Annotated in this window: 13 protein-coding genes; 6 read left to right on the forward strand and 7 right to left on the reverse strand. The window is 72.2% G+C overall.

Features of this window, described 5'->3' with window-relative positions; genetic code table 11:
- Nucleotides 1-57: 57 nt before the first annotated feature.
- Entirely contained in the window at nucleotides 58-1212 is a 1155-nt protein-coding gene (locus tag ACIRG6_RS10205; protein ID WP_365020735.1) for a C40 family peptidase, read from the forward strand.
- Here ACIRG6_RS10205 and ACIRG6_RS10210 read toward each other — a convergent pair.
- The 5 genes from ACIRG6_RS10210 to ACIRG6_RS10230 are packed head-to-tail and all read right to left on the reverse strand — an operon-like array spanning nucleotide 1176 to nucleotide 7037.
- Nucleotides 1176-2438, reverse strand: a complete 1263-nt coding sequence (locus ACIRG6_RS10210; protein WP_350719222.1) for a styrene monooxygenase/indole monooxygenase family protein — start codon at nucleotides 2436-2438, stop codon at nucleotides 1176-1178. The two genes, ACIRG6_RS10205 and ACIRG6_RS10210, sit on opposite strands and share 37 nt — an antisense overlap.
- A gap of 16 nt (nucleotides 2439-2454) precedes the next feature.
- On the reverse strand, nucleotides 2455-3093 hold the full coding sequence (locus ACIRG6_RS10215; RefSeq protein ID WP_364675707.1) for a GTP-binding protein: 639 nt from the start codon (nucleotides 3091-3093) through the stop codon (nucleotides 2455-2457).
- Nucleotides 3074-3517 (reverse strand): DUF742 domain-containing protein, encoded by a 444-nt coding sequence (locus tag ACIRG6_RS10220; protein WP_239762639.1) that lies wholly within the window; start codon nucleotides 3515-3517, stop codon nucleotides 3074-3076. The genes ACIRG6_RS10215 and ACIRG6_RS10220 overlap by 20 nt, the downstream gene beginning before the upstream one ends.
- A complete protein-coding gene (locus ACIRG6_RS10225) occupies nucleotides 3514-4017 on the reverse strand; it encodes a roadblock/LC7 domain-containing protein (protein ID WP_318214403.1) in 504 nt (167 codons plus the stop codon). The genes ACIRG6_RS10220 and ACIRG6_RS10225 overlap by 4 nt, the downstream gene beginning before the upstream one ends.
- Entirely contained in the window at nucleotides 4014-7037 is a 3024-nt protein-coding gene (locus tag ACIRG6_RS10230) for a sensor histidine kinase (protein ID WP_403322003.1), read from the reverse strand. Before ACIRG6_RS10230 ends, ACIRG6_RS10225 begins: the two co-directional genes overlap by 4 nt.
- A gap of 441 nt (nucleotides 7038-7478) precedes the next feature.
- On the opposite strand from ACIRG6_RS10230, the gene ACIRG6_RS10235 reads away from it, so the two are divergent.
- Entirely contained in the window at nucleotides 7479-8270 is a 792-nt protein-coding gene (locus tag ACIRG6_RS10235) for a protein phosphatase 2C domain-containing protein (protein WP_364820283.1), read from the forward strand.
- Between the two features lie 18 nt (nucleotides 8271-8288).
- On the opposite strand, the gene ACIRG6_RS10240 is transcribed toward ACIRG6_RS10235, so the two are convergent.
- Nucleotides 8289-8783: a MarR family winged helix-turn-helix transcriptional regulator gene (locus ACIRG6_RS10240; protein ID WP_318214400.1), complete on the reverse strand. Its 495-nt coding sequence runs from the start codon at nucleotides 8781-8783 to the stop codon at nucleotides 8289-8291.
- A 240-nt stretch (nucleotides 8784-9023) separates the two neighbouring features.
- Between ACIRG6_RS10240 and ACIRG6_RS10245 the strand changes: the two genes are divergently transcribed.
- Nucleotides 9024-9842, forward strand: a complete 819-nt coding sequence (locus ACIRG6_RS10245) for a lysozyme (RefSeq protein WP_364675716.1) — start codon at nucleotides 9024-9026, stop codon at nucleotides 9840-9842.
- A 193-nt stretch (nucleotides 9843-10035) separates the two neighbouring features.
- Here ACIRG6_RS10245 and lon read toward each other — a convergent pair whose 3' ends face one another.
- A complete protein-coding gene (gene lon, locus ACIRG6_RS10250) occupies nucleotides 10036-12459 on the reverse strand; it encodes an endopeptidase La (protein ID WP_403322006.1) in 2424 nt (807 codons plus the stop codon).
- A 184-nt stretch (nucleotides 12460-12643) separates the two neighbouring features.
- Here lon and ACIRG6_RS10255 point away from each other — a divergent pair, with 184 nt between their 5' ends.
- From ACIRG6_RS10255 to ACIRG6_RS10265, 3 genes are all read left to right on the forward strand, one after another.
- Nucleotides 12644-13333: a spermine/spermidine synthase domain-containing protein gene (locus tag ACIRG6_RS10255; protein WP_403322009.1), complete on the forward strand. Its 690-nt coding sequence runs from the start codon at nucleotides 12644-12646 to the stop codon at nucleotides 13331-13333.
- A gap of 113 nt (nucleotides 13334-13446) precedes the next feature.
- A complete protein-coding gene (locus ACIRG6_RS10260; protein WP_043380000.1) occupies nucleotides 13447-14187 on the forward strand; it encodes a response regulator transcription factor in 741 nt (246 codons plus the stop codon).
- A complete protein-coding gene (locus ACIRG6_RS10265; RefSeq protein ID WP_364675723.1) occupies nucleotides 14184-15293 on the forward strand; it encodes a HAMP domain-containing sensor histidine kinase in 1110 nt (369 codons plus the stop codon). The genes ACIRG6_RS10260 and ACIRG6_RS10265 overlap by 4 nt, the downstream gene beginning before the upstream one ends.
- Nucleotides 15294-15406 lie beyond the last annotated feature (113 nt).

Below are 15406 nucleotides of genomic sequence, written 5' to 3' on the forward strand. Positions count from 1 at the left end.
CGTCTGATGCTCGCGGTGCGGAGCGGACGAAGGGGCCGCCGCACCGGAGGTGACAGCATGTCAGGAAGGTTTCTCCGTCTGGCCTGTACGGCGGCGGTGACGGCGGGGATCGCGCTCGCACCCGTACCCGCCACGGCGCAACCCGCGCCCGCCCCCGCGGAGCGGTCCGTGGCCGAACTGCTGACGGAGCTTCAGGGCCTGTACCGGAAGGCCGAGAAGGCCACGGAGACCTACAACGGCACCGAGGAGAAGCTGACGAGACAGCGCGCGAAGGTGCAGCGGCTGGAGACCGAGCTGGCCCGGGCCCGGCTCTCCCTGCGCGACGGCCGTGGCGCGGTCGGCCGGCTGGCCCGGCAGCAGTACCAGAACAGCGGCGGCCTCTCCCCCTACCTGCGGCTGCTGCTGGCCCGCGATCCCCAGCACGCGCTCGACCAGGGGCATGTGATCGGGCGGCTGGCCCGGGAGCGCGTCGAGACGGTGGGGCGCCTGGCCGGCCACGAGAAGAAGGCCGACGACCTGGCCCGCCGGGCTCGCGAGGCCCTCGACGAGCAAGTCGCCCTCGCCGAAAAGCAGAAGAAGGACCGCGACGCCGTGCACGCCCGGCTCCACGCCGTGGAGGACATGCTCGCCTCGCTCAGCACCGAGCGGCTGACCGAGCTGGCCGCCCTGGAGAAGAACGGCATCGCCGAGGCCCAGAAGCGGTTCATGGCGTCCGGCGCGATCGGCGACGACGACAAGCCGTCCGCGGAGGGCGACCGGGCGGTGCGCTTCGCGGTGGAGCAGCTCGGCAAGCCGTACCAGTGGGGCGCGGAGGGCCCTGCGTCGTACGACTGCTCGGGGCTGACCTCCGTGGCCTGGCAGCGGGCCGGGACGCCGATCCCGCGGACCAGCCAGGAGCAGTGGGCGCGGCTGGAGCACATCCCGCTGGAGGACCTGCGGCCCGGCGACCTCGTCGTCTACTTCCCCGAGGCCACCCATGTGGCGCTGTACCTCGGCGACGGCATGGTCGTCCAGGCGCCGCGGCCCGGCGCCGAGGTCAAGGTGTCGCCGATCGCGGCCAACCCGGTGCTGGGCGCCGTACGTCCCGACCCCGGTGGGGAGCCTCTGCGGCGGTACACGCCGCCGAAGCTCCCCGAGGGGGCGACGGGCGGAACCGACGAGGGATACGCCGCGCCCTACGCGCCGGTGGCTCCGGAGACCTCCATCAGGTAGGCCTCCGTCTTCTGCGGATCGAAGAAGAAGTTCTCGAAGTCCGCCGGGTTGTTGAAGCCGTTGGCGAAGCGGTCGGCGACCGGCTGGAGCTGGCCGGCCGCGCCGATCAGGTTCAGGACGTGCTCCGGCGGCGGGGCGAGCATGGCGTTCGTCCACTTGGTGACGTGCTGGGCCGTCTCCCAGTAGCGGTCGAAGGTCTGCTGCATCCAGGCCTCGTCGAACTCCTTGTCGCCGTGCTCCAGGATCGAGGCGAGGTAGGCGGCGGCGCACTTGGAGGCCGAGTTGGAGCCCTGGCCGGTGATGGGGTCGTTGGCGACGACCACGTCGGCGACACCGAGGACCGCGCCGCCGCCGGGGAGGCGGCCGATGGGGTTGCGGACGGTGGGGGCGTAGCGGCCGGCGAGGGTGCCGCCGGCGTCGGTCAGTTCGACCTTGGTGGCCCGCGCGTACTCCCAGGGGAGGAACTTCTCCATGAGTTCCAGGGTCAGGGAGAGGTGCTCCGAGGGGTCCTTCACGTCCTTGAAGGCGTCGAGCGGGCCGCCGGGTATGCCCTCCCAGAACAGGATGTCGGCGCGGCCGGAGGTGGTCACGGTCGGCATGATGAACATCTCGCCGACGCCGGGCACCAGGTTGCAGCGGACGGCCTCCGTGTCCGGGTGCTCCGGACGCGGGCCCAGCCCGTGCACGTAGGCGACGGCGAGGGCGCGCTGCGGCTCGCTGTACGGGGAGCGGGAGGCGTCCCGGCCGAACATCTGGACCAGCTCGCCCTTGCCCGCGGAGACGAGGACGAGGTCGTAGGCGCGGGAGAAGTAGTCCAGGTCGCCGACGGCCACGCCGTGGATGACGAGCTGGCCGCCGCGCTGGGCGAAGGTCTCCATCCAGCCGGCCATCTTCACCCGCTGGTCGACCGACTGCGCGTAGCCGTCGAGCCGGCCCAGCCAGTCGATCGCGCGCTGCGAGGGGCCCGGGTCGAACGAGCCGGGGGCCGCCACCGAGACGCCGAGTCCCTCGATCTTCGGGGCCTGGGACTCCCAGAAGTTCAGCTGGAGATCGCGCTCGTGCTGGAGTGCCGTGTGGAACATGCACTGCGTCGACATGACCCGGCCCGTGCGGATCTCGTCCGCGGTCCGGTTGGACATCAGGGTGACCTCGTAGCCGTGAGACTGGAGGCCGAGGGCGAGCTGGAGACCGGACTGGCCGGCTCCGACGACGAGTATCTTCCGCATGCGGGTGTTCCGTCTCCTACTCGGGGGTTTCGTCGAGCGCGTGGCCCACGAGGGACAAGAGGGTCTCGATGGCCGAGATCCGGCGGCGCGCATCCATGATCATTACAGGTATGTGCGCGGGGATCGTCAACGCCTCCCGCACGTCCTCCGCATCGAACAGCTCGCTGCCGTCGAAATGGTTCACCGCGACGACGTACGGCAGTCCGCAGCTCTCGAAGTAGTCGAGCGCCGGGAAGCAGTCCGTCAGGCGGCGGGTGTCGGCCATGACGACGGCGCCGATCGCGCCGCGCACCAGGTCGTCCCACATGAACCAGAACCGCTGCTGGCCCGGCGTGCCAAACAGGTAGAGCACCAGGTCGTCGTCGAGCGTGATGCGGCCGAAGTCCATGGCCACGGTGGTGGTGAGCTTGTCCGGGGTGGCGGTGAGGTCGTCGGTGTCCTCGCTCGCCTCGGTCATCAGCGCCTCGGTCTGCAGGGGCGCGATCTCCGAGACGGTGGTGACCAGCGTGGTCTTGCCGACGCCGAAGCCGCCCGCCACGACGATCTTCGTCGCGATCGGCGCACGGGTGCGATCCGTCTGCCAGGGCTGCACGGTCTCGTCCGGGTCGACGAGTGGGGAGACGCCGTAGGCGGCGTCAGAGACGACGGAGTCCACTGAGCACCCTTTCGAGCAGTGCGCGGTCCGGGCGGCCCGTGCCGTGGCCGGTTCCGGTGCCGTACACACGGATCTTTCCCTGGTCCGCCAGGTCGCTGAGGAGCACGCGGACCACGCCGAGCGGCATCTTCAGCAGCGCGGCGATCTCGGCCACCGTACGCATACGGCGGCACAGTTCGACGATGGCCCGCATCTCCGGCATCACGCGGGAGGTCAGCGAACCGTTCGTCAGTTCCTTGCGCTCCTCGGCGGCTTCGAGCGCTGCGGTGCCCGCGGTGGCGCCGACGAACGTCTCGACGAGCAGCACGTGGCCGAAGCGGGTGCGGCCGCCGGTGAGCGAGTAGGGGCGGACGCGGGAGGGCTTGCGGTCCGCGCCGCGTACGGGGAGGTGACCCCGGCTGTTCATCCCGGGACTGCTGCTCATCGGGCACTCCCCGTCGACTCGGACTCCAGGGACTTCCGCAGCTCGCTGCGGAGTTCGGGGGTCAGCACGTGACCGGCGCGGCCGACGAACAGCGCCATGTGGTACGCGACGACACTCATGTCGGCGTCCGCGGAACCGTGCACGCCGAGCAGCGAACCGTCGCTGATCGACATCACGAACAGGCTGCCCTCGTCCATGGCGACCATCGTGTGCTTCACGTTGCCGAAGTCCATCAGCCGGGCGGCGCCGATGGTCAGGCTGCCGACGCCGGAGACGACCGTGGCGAGGTCGGCTGCGGAGCCGCGCGGGCCGGCGCGTCGCTCGCCCCGCGCCACCCGGGCCGCCTCGTTCCTGTCCTGGTCGGAGGAGAGCAGGAGCAGGCCGTCGGAGGAGACCACGGCGACGGACAGGATGCCGGGGACCTCCTCGACGAGGTTGGTCAGCAGCCAGTGCAGATTACGGGCTTCGCTGCTCAGCCCGAAGGTACTGGGAGCGGTCAACTGCTTGCCTCCTCGACAGTGCCCCCCGTGGCTTCTTCGGTGGTGCCTGCGGCCGGCGGCGCCTCGTTCTGGTCCGTCCGCTCGGCGATCTCGGCCTCGACGTCGCGCCGCCCGGCCTCCGCCCCCCGGCGGAACCCTCCCAGGCGGCGGCGCAGCGCCTCGGCGTCGACGGAACCCGCCGTGCGCGGCCGTGGGACCGCGGCGGGTGTGGTGATCTTCGGGGTCCGCTTGGGCAGACCCTTGGCGGTGACGGGGCCACCGGCCGGCTCGGCACTCTCGTCCGCGGTGCGTTCGTGGACGTCGGGGCCGATGGCGTAGGGGTCGTCGGCGGGAGCGGGCGCCTCCGGCGGGGCGGCGGCGTGCGGCGGAGCCGGGGCCGGGGGCTGCGGGGCGGCCGGCTCGGGGGCCGGGGGCTCGGTCGGAGCCTGGTCCCGGGGCTCGGCCTGCTCCTGCTCCTGCTCCTGCGGCTGTGCGGGCAGGAAGAGCTCCATGGTGGTGTCGTCCGGGAAGTCCCTGACCCCGTGCGCGCCCCCGGTCTCCGGGGCCTCCTGCGGCTCGGCAGCCCTCGTCTCGCCGGTCTCCGCGGCCTCGTCGGTGGGCTCCTGCGCGTGCGTGCCCGCCTCCGTCGGCTCGGGGGTCACCCCGGCGTCCGCCGCCTCCGCGGGCTCGGCAGCGTCCGCCGCCTGCGCCGTCGCTTCCGCTTCGGCCTCCGCCTCCGCGCGCCGTACGGCCTCTTCCGCCGAGGCCACCAGCGGGTCGACGTCCTGCCGCACCCCCTTCTCCGTGCGGCCGTGCAGGACGTTGGAGTTGGCCTCCGCGCCGGCGCCCGGCAGGGTGAAGGAGCCCGTGCCGTCGGACACCGGCGCGACCGGGGCGAGGGCCGCCGGGGGCGCCGCCGCGAGCAGCGTGCTCGGCAGGACCACGACGGCGGCGACGCCGCCCTGCTTCTGCTCCCGCAGCCGCACGCGCGCCCCGTGCCGGTGGGCGAGCCGGGCCACCACGTACAGGCCGAGCCCGAGCCCGTCCTCGCCCTCCTGGTCGTAGGGCGCTTCGGGGTCGAAGTCGGTGAGGCGGGCGTTGAGCCGCTGGAGCCGCTCGGTGGCCATGCCGATGCCCTCGTCCTGGACGGAGAGCATCACCTCGCCGTTCTCCAGCAGCCAGCCGGAGACCTCGACGGGCAGGTCGGGCGGCGAGAAGGACGTGGCGTTCTCCATCAGCTCGGCGAGCAGGTGGGAGAGGTCGTCGGCGGCGAATCCGGCCACGTGCGCGTGCGGCGGCAGCGCGGCGATGCGGACCCGTTCGTACCGCTCGATCTCGCTGACCGCGGCCCGGACCACGTCGACCAGCGGCACCGGACCGGCGCTGTGCTGGATGTGCTCGGTGCCGGCCAGCACGAGGAGGTTCTCGCTGTGCCGGCGCATGACCGTGGCGAAGTGGTCGAGCTTGAACAGGGTGGCGAGGCGTTCCGGGTCCTGCTCGCGCTCCTCCAGGCTCTCGATGACGGCGAGTTGCCGCTCGACCAGACCGAGGGTGCGCAGGGCCAGGTTGACGAAGGTGGAGCCGATGCTCTTGCGGACGACCTCGAGCTGGGCGGCGGACTCGGCGAGTTCGGCGCGCAGTTCCTCGCGGGCGTCGGCCATCTTCTGCCGCTGGCCGACGAGGTGCTTGCGGTCGGCCTCCAGCGTGGTGACGCGCTCGGCGAGCGTGGCGGCGTGCGCGTGCAGGGCGTTGACGGAACGGACGACCTGGGCGAACTCGTCGTTGCGGCCGGTGAAGGCGACCGGTTCCTCGGCGGCGGGGTCGGGCGCGCCGGCGAGCCGGGCCGAGCCGCGGCGCAGCACCGAGAGCGGGCGGGTGAGGGTGCGCGCCATGGCGGTGGCGATTCCGAGGGCGAGCAGGATCAGGGCGCCGAGGGCGGCGATCCGGATCTCCAGCGCGGTCACGTCGTCGTCGCGCAGCTGCTCGAGTGCCTGGGTGCGCTTCTCGTACAGGGCGGACTCGGCACCGCGCATGGCGTCGACGCGGGCGGAGAGCGCGGCGTCCAGCTTCTTGACGGAGGTGCCGAGGTCGTCGTCGGAGAGGGTGGGCTGGTCGGTGAGGCCGGCGAGGTACTTCTCGGCGGAGTTGACCTCCGGCCCGGTGACCGTGGCGTCGAAGCTGTCCCGCGCCTCCTTGGGCGCCCCCTCGCGGAAGTCGGCGAGGGCCGCGTCGGAGCGCACCCGGGCCTGCTGGGCGGCGGCGGCGAGGGCGTCGCGCTGCTCGGTGTCGGCGTCCGAGGAGGAGACGGACTCGGTCGGCAGCCCGGTGACCGGGTCGATGACGGTCTCGGTGCTGCTCGGCACGCCGAGGGCCGCGAGCAGCAGTCCCCGGGTGGCGGCGGCCTGCTGGACGGCGGTGTCCAGTTCGGCGAGGGCGTGGGCGCCGGCGCCCGCGCGGGGCGGCATCCGCTCGGCCAGCTCCTCGGCCAGGGCGTGGAGCTCGGCGATCGCCTCGGAGTAGGCCTCGTGCGCCTGGAGGGCGGTGCTCTTCCCGGTGAGCGCCGCCCGGCGCAGCGCGGCGATGGCGTCGAGGTCCTCGCGCAGGGACGCGGGCGTGTCCGTGTCGGCGAGCAGCTCCTCCACCTGCCGGTCGACGCGGGCGCTGCGCTGCTCGGAGGGGGCCTTGGACTTCGGCCGGCCCGCGGCGATGTAGGGGGTGACCTCGTCCCGCTCGTCGGCGAGGGAGTGGGCGAGGGTCAGCGCGTCCTGGGTCTGCTCGGCGAGCGTCACCAGGTCCTGCGTGTCGTGCAGTTGCCCGGAGGCGGCCACGACCGAGGGAGCCCCGGCTCCGGCGACGGCCGCTGCCACGACCGCCACGGCGACGATGAGCCGGTTGCGTACATGGGTGGGACGGCCCTTGCCGACGGGCGGCGCCTCGGCCACCGGGGTGGAGGGGGTGCCGGGGGTTCGCTCCGCGCTCCCCCCGGGGGCCGTCTGCTTGCCTGTACGACGAGGCCGCGTCTTGTGCACCGGTGCTCGCATTCCTGACTCGTGTACCCGTGGGCCCGGGTGGCGCTCCGTCAACTGGCCGGCCGGCGCGTGCACCCTTCCCCAAGCTCTGGGCTGCTCCCCCGCCGCCGACCGTGCGCCGGACGGGGAAACCGCGTGAGCAGGGCAGGCCCCCCACCGGTTCCAGACCCTCCCAGTGCCGGTGGGCGGTGGGCGTGCATCACCTGACCCGCCACCCGAAGGAGTGAACCCCGGACGGGAGTTGGCGGGCAAGTTCCCGTGGCTCGTGCGACGTGCCCGGTCCGCGCGCCGGTTGGACGTCTGCGACGGGCGATGGCAATATGTGCCGCCACGCGTTCCCGGAGTGAAGCATTCCACCCCAAATCCGGCTGCTGACCTGCGCGACCGAGGTGTTTTCGGGGAGAGTTGCCGGTCTTTTGCGGACGCTGTGAAGGGGTCGTGCAGACTGGCCGGATGCGTACGGAACTCGTTTCGGAACCAGGCCTCGCCGACCACCCCAACGAGGACTTCGCGAGCGTCGCACTACCGGCCTCGGGACAGGGTGGTTCGCTCGTCGTGCTGGACGGCGTGACACCGCCGAGGGGCGCGACGGGCTGTCTGCATTCCGTGCCCTGGTTCACCGCGCGGCTCGGTGGGGCGCTGACCGAACTGACCGTTTCACTCGCGGATGTTCCTCTCTCCGACGTCCTGGCCCGCGCCATCGCACGTACCTCCGTGGCACACGCGGCAACCTGTGATCTTTCTCACCCGCGCACACCTCAGGCAACCGTGGTCCTGGCGCGTTGGTCCCCCGACCTGGTCGAGTACCTGGTGCTGTCCGACTCCGCCCTGCTGGTGGAGGCCCCCGCCGGCACGGTCACGGCGGTCCTGGACGACCGGCTGGCCCGTCTGCCGCGCTCGGCCCTTGCCACGGACGCGATCGTGGACGCCGGCTTCCGCAACAAGGAGGGCGGCTTCTTCACGGCCGCGGCGGACCCCGCGGTGGCGGCACGGGCGGTGACGGGGGCGCTGCCCCGCGCGGAGGTGCGGGCGCTGGCGGCGCTGACGGACGGGGCCGCGCGCTGGGTGGAGAAGTTCCGCGAGGGCGACTGGGCGGACTGCCTCGCCCTGGTGCGCAAGCAGGGCGCGCAGGCACTGGTGGACCGGGTGCGGGAGCTGGAGCACGGGGACGCGGCCGGGGCGCGGGAGTTCCTCGGCCGCAGCAAGACGCACGACGATGCGACGGTGGTGTACGCGGAGCTGTGAAGGGGCGGGCCCGCGGAGCTACTTCTCCATCCCCCGGTTCAGTTCGTGCAGCAGGCGGGCCAGTTCCGCCACCTCCCGCGGGTCCCAGTCGCCGAGCCGGCGGGCGTACCGGGCCCGGCGGGCCTCCCGCACCCTGCCCACCCGCTCCTGCCCCTCCGGGGTCAGGGTGACCAGCCAGGCGCGGCCGTCGGCGGGGTCGGGTTCGCGGGCGACGAGGCCGAGTTCCTCCAGGGCGCGCAGCTGGCGGGACATCGTCGCCTTGCCCACTCCGATGTAGGCGGCGAGGTCCGTGGCGCGCTGGCCACCGCACTCGCCGAGCCGGACGAGCAGGCCGTACGCGGACGACTCCAGGTCGGGGTGGACCTCCCGGGCCATCTCGCCCTGGTTGGCCCGGGCGCGCCGGAGCAGGACCGTCAACTCGCGTTCCAGCGCCAGGAACTGTGGCTGGTTCACACCACTGCCGGACAGGTGGGATTCGCTCTGGCGACCGCCGCTGTTTCCGTCTTCGTGCACGTCAGCCCCTGCCTCGATTTTCCCGGTCCTGAAAGTTTCCGCCACGGGCCGCCATCACCGCAGCTTGGCAAGTATTTCGCAGGCTTAGACCAACGGCAGCTTCCAGTCCCTCTTCCCACCCCCCGTTCTACGTGCGTAGCGTCTTCACCGGACCTGTGAATGGCATGCTCACGCCACTCACGGGTTCTCCCCACCCACGCAACCCCCACCGAGCACCACCGAGCCATCGGAGGCACGTTCATGCTCGTGCACAGATCCGGATCGGCCCGCGGCCGGCGTTTCGCCGCCACCGGGATTCTGCTCGCCGCCCTCTCCCTTCTCCTCGCCCAGCCCTCGTCGGCCGCCGACGTCCCGTCCCGCGGCTCCGCCCACATGGGCATGGGCGTCCTGGCCCACGACGGACAGCAGGGCACCCCCGTTCCCGGCGACGCCACCCAGACGGAGGGCGTGGACGTCTCCGGCCACCAGGGCAACGTCGCCTGGTCGACCCTGTGGAACAGCGGGGTCAAGTGGGCCTACGTCAAGGCCACCGAGGGGACGTACTACACGAACCCGTACTTCGCCCAGCAGTACAACGGCTCCTACAACGTCGGGATGATCCGCGGCGCGTACCACTTCGCCACCCCGGACACGACCAGCGGCGCGACCCAGGCCAACTACTTCGTCGACCACGGCGGCGGCTGGTCCCGGGACGGCAAGACGCTGCCGGGCGTGCTGGACATCGAGTGGAACCCGTACGGGGCCGCCTGCTACGGCAAGACGCAGAGCGCGATGGTGACCTGGATCCGGGACTTCCTGAACCAGTACAAGGCCCGCACCGGCCGGGACGCCGTCATCTACACGGCCACCAGCTGGTGGACCCAGTGCACCGGCGACTACAGCGGCTTCGCCGCGACCAACCCGCTGTGGATCGCCCGGTACGCCTCCACGGTGGGGACGCTGCCGGCCGGCTGGGGCTACTACACGATGTGGCAGTACACCTCGTCGGGCCCGACAGTCGGGGACCACGACAAGTTCAACGGAGCTCTGGACCGGGTGCAGGCACTCGCCAACGGCTGATCCACACACCCCCGGCCGGGGGCCCGGGGGTTGCCCCCGGACAGACACAGCAACGGAGCCCTGGACCGGGTGCAGGCACTCGCCGACGACTGAGCATCGCCGACGGGCACTCGCCGACGGCTGCCCCGCACAGGGGCCGGGCCCGGGTCCCCCTCTCGGGGACCCGGGCCCTCACCTCTCCCGGTCACGTCCGTCACGCCGCGACCGGAACCTCCGGCTCGGCACCGCTCGTCGCCGGTGCCAGGGCCAGTTCCAGGACCTGCCGGACGTCGGTGACGGCGTGGACGTCGAGCTTGTCCAGCACCTCCGCCGGGACGTCGTCCAGGTCGGGCTCGTTGCGCTTCGGGATGATCACCGTGGTGATCCCGGCCCGGTGCGCGGCGAGCAGCTTCTGCTTCACACCGCCGATCGGCAGGACCCGGCCGGTCAGCGACACCTCACCGGTCATCGCCACGTCCGTACGGACCAGGCGCCCGCTGAGCAGCGACGCGAGAGCGGTCGTCATCGTGACGCCCGCGCTCGGGCCGTCCTTGGGGACCGCGCCCGCCGGGAAGTGGATGTGCACCCCCCGGTCCTTCAGGTCGGCCACCGGCAGCTCCAGCTCGGCGCCGTGGCTGCGCAGGAAGCTCAGCGCGATCTGCGCGGACTCCTTCATCACGTCGCCCAGCTGACCGGTCAGCGTCAGACCCGCCGCGCCCGTCTCCGGGTCGGCGAGGGACGCCTCGACGTACAGCACGTCGCCGCCCGCGCCGGTGACCGCGAGGCCCGTGGCCACGCCCGGCACCGCGGTGCGCCGCTCCGCCGGGTCCTGCGCGGACTCGGGCACGTGGTGCGGCCGGCCGATCAGGCCGCGCAGGTCGCCGTCGGTGACGGTGAACGGCAGCTCCCGCTCGCCCAGCTCGTGCTGGGCCGCCACCTTGCGCAGCAGCCGCGCGATCGACCGCTCCAGAGTGCGCACGCCCGCCTCGCGGGTGTACTCGCCCGCCAGCCTGCGCAGCGCGCCCTCGTCGATCGTGACCTCGTCCTTGTCCAGACCGGCCCGCTCCAGCTGGCGCGGGAGCAGGTGGTGACGGGCGATGACGACCTTCTCGTCCTCGGTGTAGCCGTCGAGGCGGACCAGCTCCATGCGGTCGAGCAGGGCCTCGGGGATGGCCTCCAGGACGTTGGCGGTGGCCAGGAACACGACGTCGGACAGGTCGAGCTCGACCTCCAGGTAGTGGTCCCGGAAGGTGTGGTTCTGCGCCGGGTCGAGGACCTCCAGCAGCGCGGCGGCCGGGTCGCCCCGGAAGTCGGAGCCCACCTTGTCGATCTCGTCCAGGAGCACGACCGGGTTCATCGACCCGGCCTCCTTGATCGCCCGCACGATCCGGCCGGGCAGCGCGCCGACGTACGTACGCCGGTGGCCGCGGATCTCGGCCTCGTCGCGGACGCCGCCGAGGGCGACGCGGACGAACTTGCGGCCCATGGCGTGCGCGACGGACTCGCCGAGCGACGTCTTGCCGACGCCGGGCGGCCCCACCAGGGCCAGCACGGCACCGCCGCGCCGTCCGCCGACGACGCCGAGGCCGCGGTCGCTGCGCCGCTTGCGCACGGCCAGGTACTCGGTGATCCGCTCCTTCACGTCCTGGAGGCCCGCGTGCTCGGCGTCCAGGACGGCCTGGGCGCCCTGGATGTCGTAGGCGTCCTCGGTGCGCTCGTTCCACGGCAGTTCGAGGACGGTGTCCAGCCAGGTGCGGATCCACGAGCCCTCGGGCGACTGGTCGGAGGACCGCTCCAGCTTGTCGACCTCCTTGAGCGCGGCCTCGCGGACCTTCTCGGGCAGGTCGGCGGCCTCGACGCGGGCGCGGTAGTCGTCGGACTCCTCGCCCTCCTGCTCACCGTTCAGCTCGCGCAGCTCCTTGCGGACGGCTTCGAGCTGGCGGCGCAGCAGGAACTCGCGCTGCTGCTTGTCGACGCCCTCCTGGACGTCCTTGGCGATGGTCTCGGCGACGTCCTGCTCGGCGAGGTGGTCGCGCAGCTGCCGGGTGGCGAGCTTCAGGCGGGCGGCCGGGTCGGTGGTCTCCAGCAGCTCGACCTTCTGCTCGGTGGTGAGGAAGGGCGAGTAACCGGAGTTGTCGGCGAGCGCGGAGACGTCGTCGATGGCCTGGACGCGGTCGACGACCTGCCAGGCGCCGCGCTTGCGCAGCCAGGCGGTGGCGAGGGCCTTGTACTCCTTGACGAGTTCGGCGACCTGGCCGGGCAGCGGATCGGGCACGCTCTCGTCGATACGGGTGCCCTCGACCCACAGCGCGGCGCCCGGGCCGGTGGTGCCGGCGCCGATGCTCACCCGGCTCCGGCCGCGGATCAGCGCGCCCGGGTCTCCGTCGGCGAGCCGGCCGACCTGCTCGACCGTGCCGAGGACACCGGTCTTCGCGTAGGTGCCGTCGATGCGCGGGACCAGCAGGACCCGGGGCTTGCCCGGTTCGTCCCTGGCGGCGGCCTGCGCGGCCTCCACCGCGGCCCGTACCTCGGAGTCGCTCAGGTCCAGGGGGACGACCATCCCCGGCAGCACGACCTCGTCGTCGAGCGGCAGCACGGGCAGGGTGAGCGGTGTGAAGGCAGCGGACTCAGCAGCCATGATCTCCCCTTCGGCAGTCAAGTTGAGTTATGCCGACTCAATGCTCGGGAGCCGATGATTGTTCCCGAGGGCCTGTTCGCTCTGAGCGATCAAGGGGCGATGCCGGGTCGCGAGCCGCCCTCACGCACCACCAGCGCCACCGGACCGCCGGTCATTCCCCTTGCCGGAGTGCCAGGATGGGCCGATGCCCATCACCTCTTACGACTCCCACGGCACCCCGGAAGTTCTGGACCGTCGCGAGGGCCCGTACGGCGAGGTCGTCCTGCGCCGGCACGGGAAGCTGCTGCAGATCATCGCGAACGGCTGCTTCCTGATGGACACCTCCGACGGACGCTCGGAGCGCCGGCTGGTGGACGCGGCGGCCGAGGCGCTCGACGGCCGGGCGGCACCGCACGTCCTCATCGGCGGGCTCGGCGTCGGCTTCTCCCTGGCCCACGCGGCCGCCGACCCCCGCTGGGGGCGGATCGCGGTCGTCGAACGCGAACGCGCCGTCATCGACTGGCACCGCTGCGGGCCGCTGGCCGAGCTGTCCGCCGGGGCGCTGGCCGATCCGCGCGCGGAGATCGTCGAGGCGGATCTGGTGGCTTACGTCAATGAGACTTCCGACACGTACGACGCGCTGTGCCTCGACATCGACAACGGCCCCGACTGGACCGTCACCGAGGGCAACGACGGGCTGTATTCGCCGTCCGGACTCGCGGGCTGCACAAGGGTGTTGAGGCCCGGCGGGGTGCTCGCCGTATGGTCCGCGCAGCCCTCTCCGGAATTCGAAGAAACCTTGCGTAATGCCGGGTTCCAGCAGGTGCGTACCGAAGAGATCCCGGTTGCCCGGGGCGTTCCGGACGTCGTCCACCTCGGCATCGGGCCTGGATAGCAAAGGCGCGGCACCTCCCCGTACGCTGCTGCCCTGGCGCAGATCATTCAAGCGTCAAGCGCAGTCATGGGATCACCCCACGGATTCCGGAAAGCACACCTCAGGGGCGGGCGATGGAGCAGACACAGACCTCCCACAACGGCACGGCGACGGCCACCCAGGGCGCACAGCGCCGGGTGCTGGTGGTCGAGGACGACCAGACGATCGTGGACGCCATCGCGACCCGCCTGCGCGCCGAGGGATTCCTGGTGCAAACGGCGGGCGACGGCCCTGCCGCCGTCGACACGGCCGAGGCCTGGCAGCCCGACCTGCTGATCCTCGACATCATGCTGCCCGGCTTCGACGGCCTGGAGGTCTGCCGGCGTGTGCAGGCCCAGCGGCCGGTGCCGGTGCTGATGCTCACCGCGCGCGACGACGAGACGGACATGCTGGTCGGCCTCGGCGTGGGCGCCGACGACTACATGACCAAGCCGTTCTCGATGCGTGAACTGGCCGCACGCGTGCACGTGCTGCTGCGCCGGGTGGAGCGGGCCGTCGTGGCCGCCTCGACGCCGCGCAGCGGCATCCTGCGCCTCGGCGAGCTGGAGATCGACCACGCGCAGCGCCGGGTGCGGGTGCGCAGCGAGGACGTCCACCTGACGCCCACCGAGTTCGACCTGCTGGTGTGCCTGGCCAACACCCCGCGCGCGGTGCTCTCCCGCGAGCAGCTGCTGGCCGAGGTCTGGGACTGGGCCGACGCCTCCGGCACCCGGACCGTCGACAGCCACATCAAGGCGCTGCGCCGCAAGATCGGGGCCGAGCGCATCCGCACCGTGCACGGCGTGGGCTACGCGCTGGAGACGCCGACGCCATGAGCTCGGGACGGGAAGCCGCACGGAGGAGCCCCGGGGAGCCCTGGGGCGGCGTACGCCCGTTCTCGATCAAGACCAAGCTGGGCGCGCTGGTCGTCACGTCGGTGCTGATCACCACCGGCCTGTCGGTGATCGCGGTGCACACGAAGACGGAGCTGCGCTTCATCACGGTCTTCTCGATGATCGCCACACTGCTGATCACGCAGTTCGTGGCGCACTCGCTGACCGCGCCGCTGGACGAGATGAACGCCGTGGCCCGGTCCATCTCGCACGGCGACTACACGCGCCGGGTGCGCGAGAACCGGCGCGACGAGCTGGGCGACCTGGCCGTCACGATCAACCGCATGGCCGACGACCTGGAGGCCCAGGACCTCCAGCGCAAGGAGCTGGTGGCGAACGTCTCGCACGAGCTGCGCACCCCCATCGCGGGCCTGCGCGCGGTGCTGGAGAACATCGTCGACGGCGTCACCGAGGCCGACCCGGAGACCATGCGGACCGCGCTGCGGCAGACGGAGCGGCTCGGCCGGCTGGTCGAGACGCTGCTGGACCTCTCTCGCCTGGACAACGGCGTCGTACCGCTGCGCAAGCGGCGCTTCGAGGTGTGGCCGTACCTGTCGGGCGTACTGAAGGAGGCCAACATGGTCGCCTCGGCGCGCGCGGGCATCGCTTCCGGATCCGGCAGCCACACGCGTACCGACGTGCATCTGGCCCTCGACGTGTTCCCGTCCGACCTGACCGCCCACGCCGACCCCGAGCGCATCCACCAGGTGGTCGCCAACCTCATCGACAACGCGGTCAAGCACAGCCCGCCGCACGGCCGGGTGACGGTCAGGGCGCGGCGCGGGGCACAGCCGGAATCCCTCGAGCTGGAGGTTCTGGACGAGGGGCCCGGCATTCCGCGGTCGGAGTGGCGACGGGTGTTCGAGCGGTTCAACCGGGGTTCGGTGTCCCGGCCGCACGGTCCCGGCAGCGACGGCGGCACCGGACTCGGTCTGGCGATCGCCCGCTGGGCGGTGGATCTGCACGGCGGCCGGATCGGTGTGGCCGAATCCGAGCGGGGCTGCCGGATTCTCATCACTCTTCCGGGCCTGCCGCCGACGTCGAGTTGACGTAGGGTTCGAAGCGGAGCACCAAGATCCACGAGCGTTCGCGCTGACGGACACGTGTGATCAGGCACAGGCCCGCGAATTCTTCGCGCAGGGCCGCGGTCTCCCCTTCCCAC

It is taken from the genome of Streptomyces flaveolus (genome assembly GCF_044765825.1).
Lineage (GTDB): Bacteria > Actinomycetota > Actinomycetes > Streptomycetales > Streptomycetaceae > Streptomyces > Streptomyces flaveolus.

Excerpts from the sequence above, each read along its gene's own strand:
- ACIRG6_RS10205 (WP_365020735.1), top strand. The coding sequence starts at position 58 with ATGTCAGGAAGGTTTCTCCGTCTGGCCTGTACGGCGGCGGTGACGGCG.
- ACIRG6_RS10210 (WP_350719222.1), bottom strand. The coding sequence starts at position 2,438 with ATGCGGAAGATACTCGTCGTCGGAGCCGGCCAGTCCGGTCTCCAGCTC.
- ACIRG6_RS10220 (WP_239762639.1), bottom strand. The coding sequence starts at position 3,517 with ATGAGCAGCAGTCCCGGGATGAACAGCCGGGGTCACCTCCCCGTACGC.
- ACIRG6_RS10230 (WP_403322003.1), bottom strand. The coding sequence starts at position 7,037 with ATGCGAGCACCGGTGCACAAGACGCGGCCTCGTCGTACAGGCAAGCAG.
- ACIRG6_RS10235 (WP_364820283.1), top strand. The coding sequence starts at position 7,479 with ATGCGTACGGAACTCGTTTCGGAACCAGGCCTCGCCGACCACCCCAAC.
- ACIRG6_RS10245 (WP_364675716.1), top strand. The coding sequence starts at position 9,024 with ATGCTCGTGCACAGATCCGGATCGGCCCGCGGCCGGCGTTTCGCCGCC.
- lon (WP_403322006.1), bottom strand. The coding sequence starts at position 12,459 with ATGGCTGCTGAGTCCGCTGCCTTCACACCGCTCACCCTGCCCGTGCTG.
- ACIRG6_RS10255 (WP_403322009.1), top strand. The coding sequence starts at position 12,644 with ATGCCCATCACCTCTTACGACTCCCACGGCACCCCGGAAGTTCTGGAC.
- ACIRG6_RS10260 (WP_043380000.1), top strand. The coding sequence starts at position 13,447 with ATGGAGCAGACACAGACCTCCCACAACGGCACGGCGACGGCCACCCAG.
- ACIRG6_RS10265 (WP_364675723.1), top strand. The coding sequence starts at position 14,184 with ATGAGCTCGGGACGGGAAGCCGCACGGAGGAGCCCCGGGGAGCCCTGG.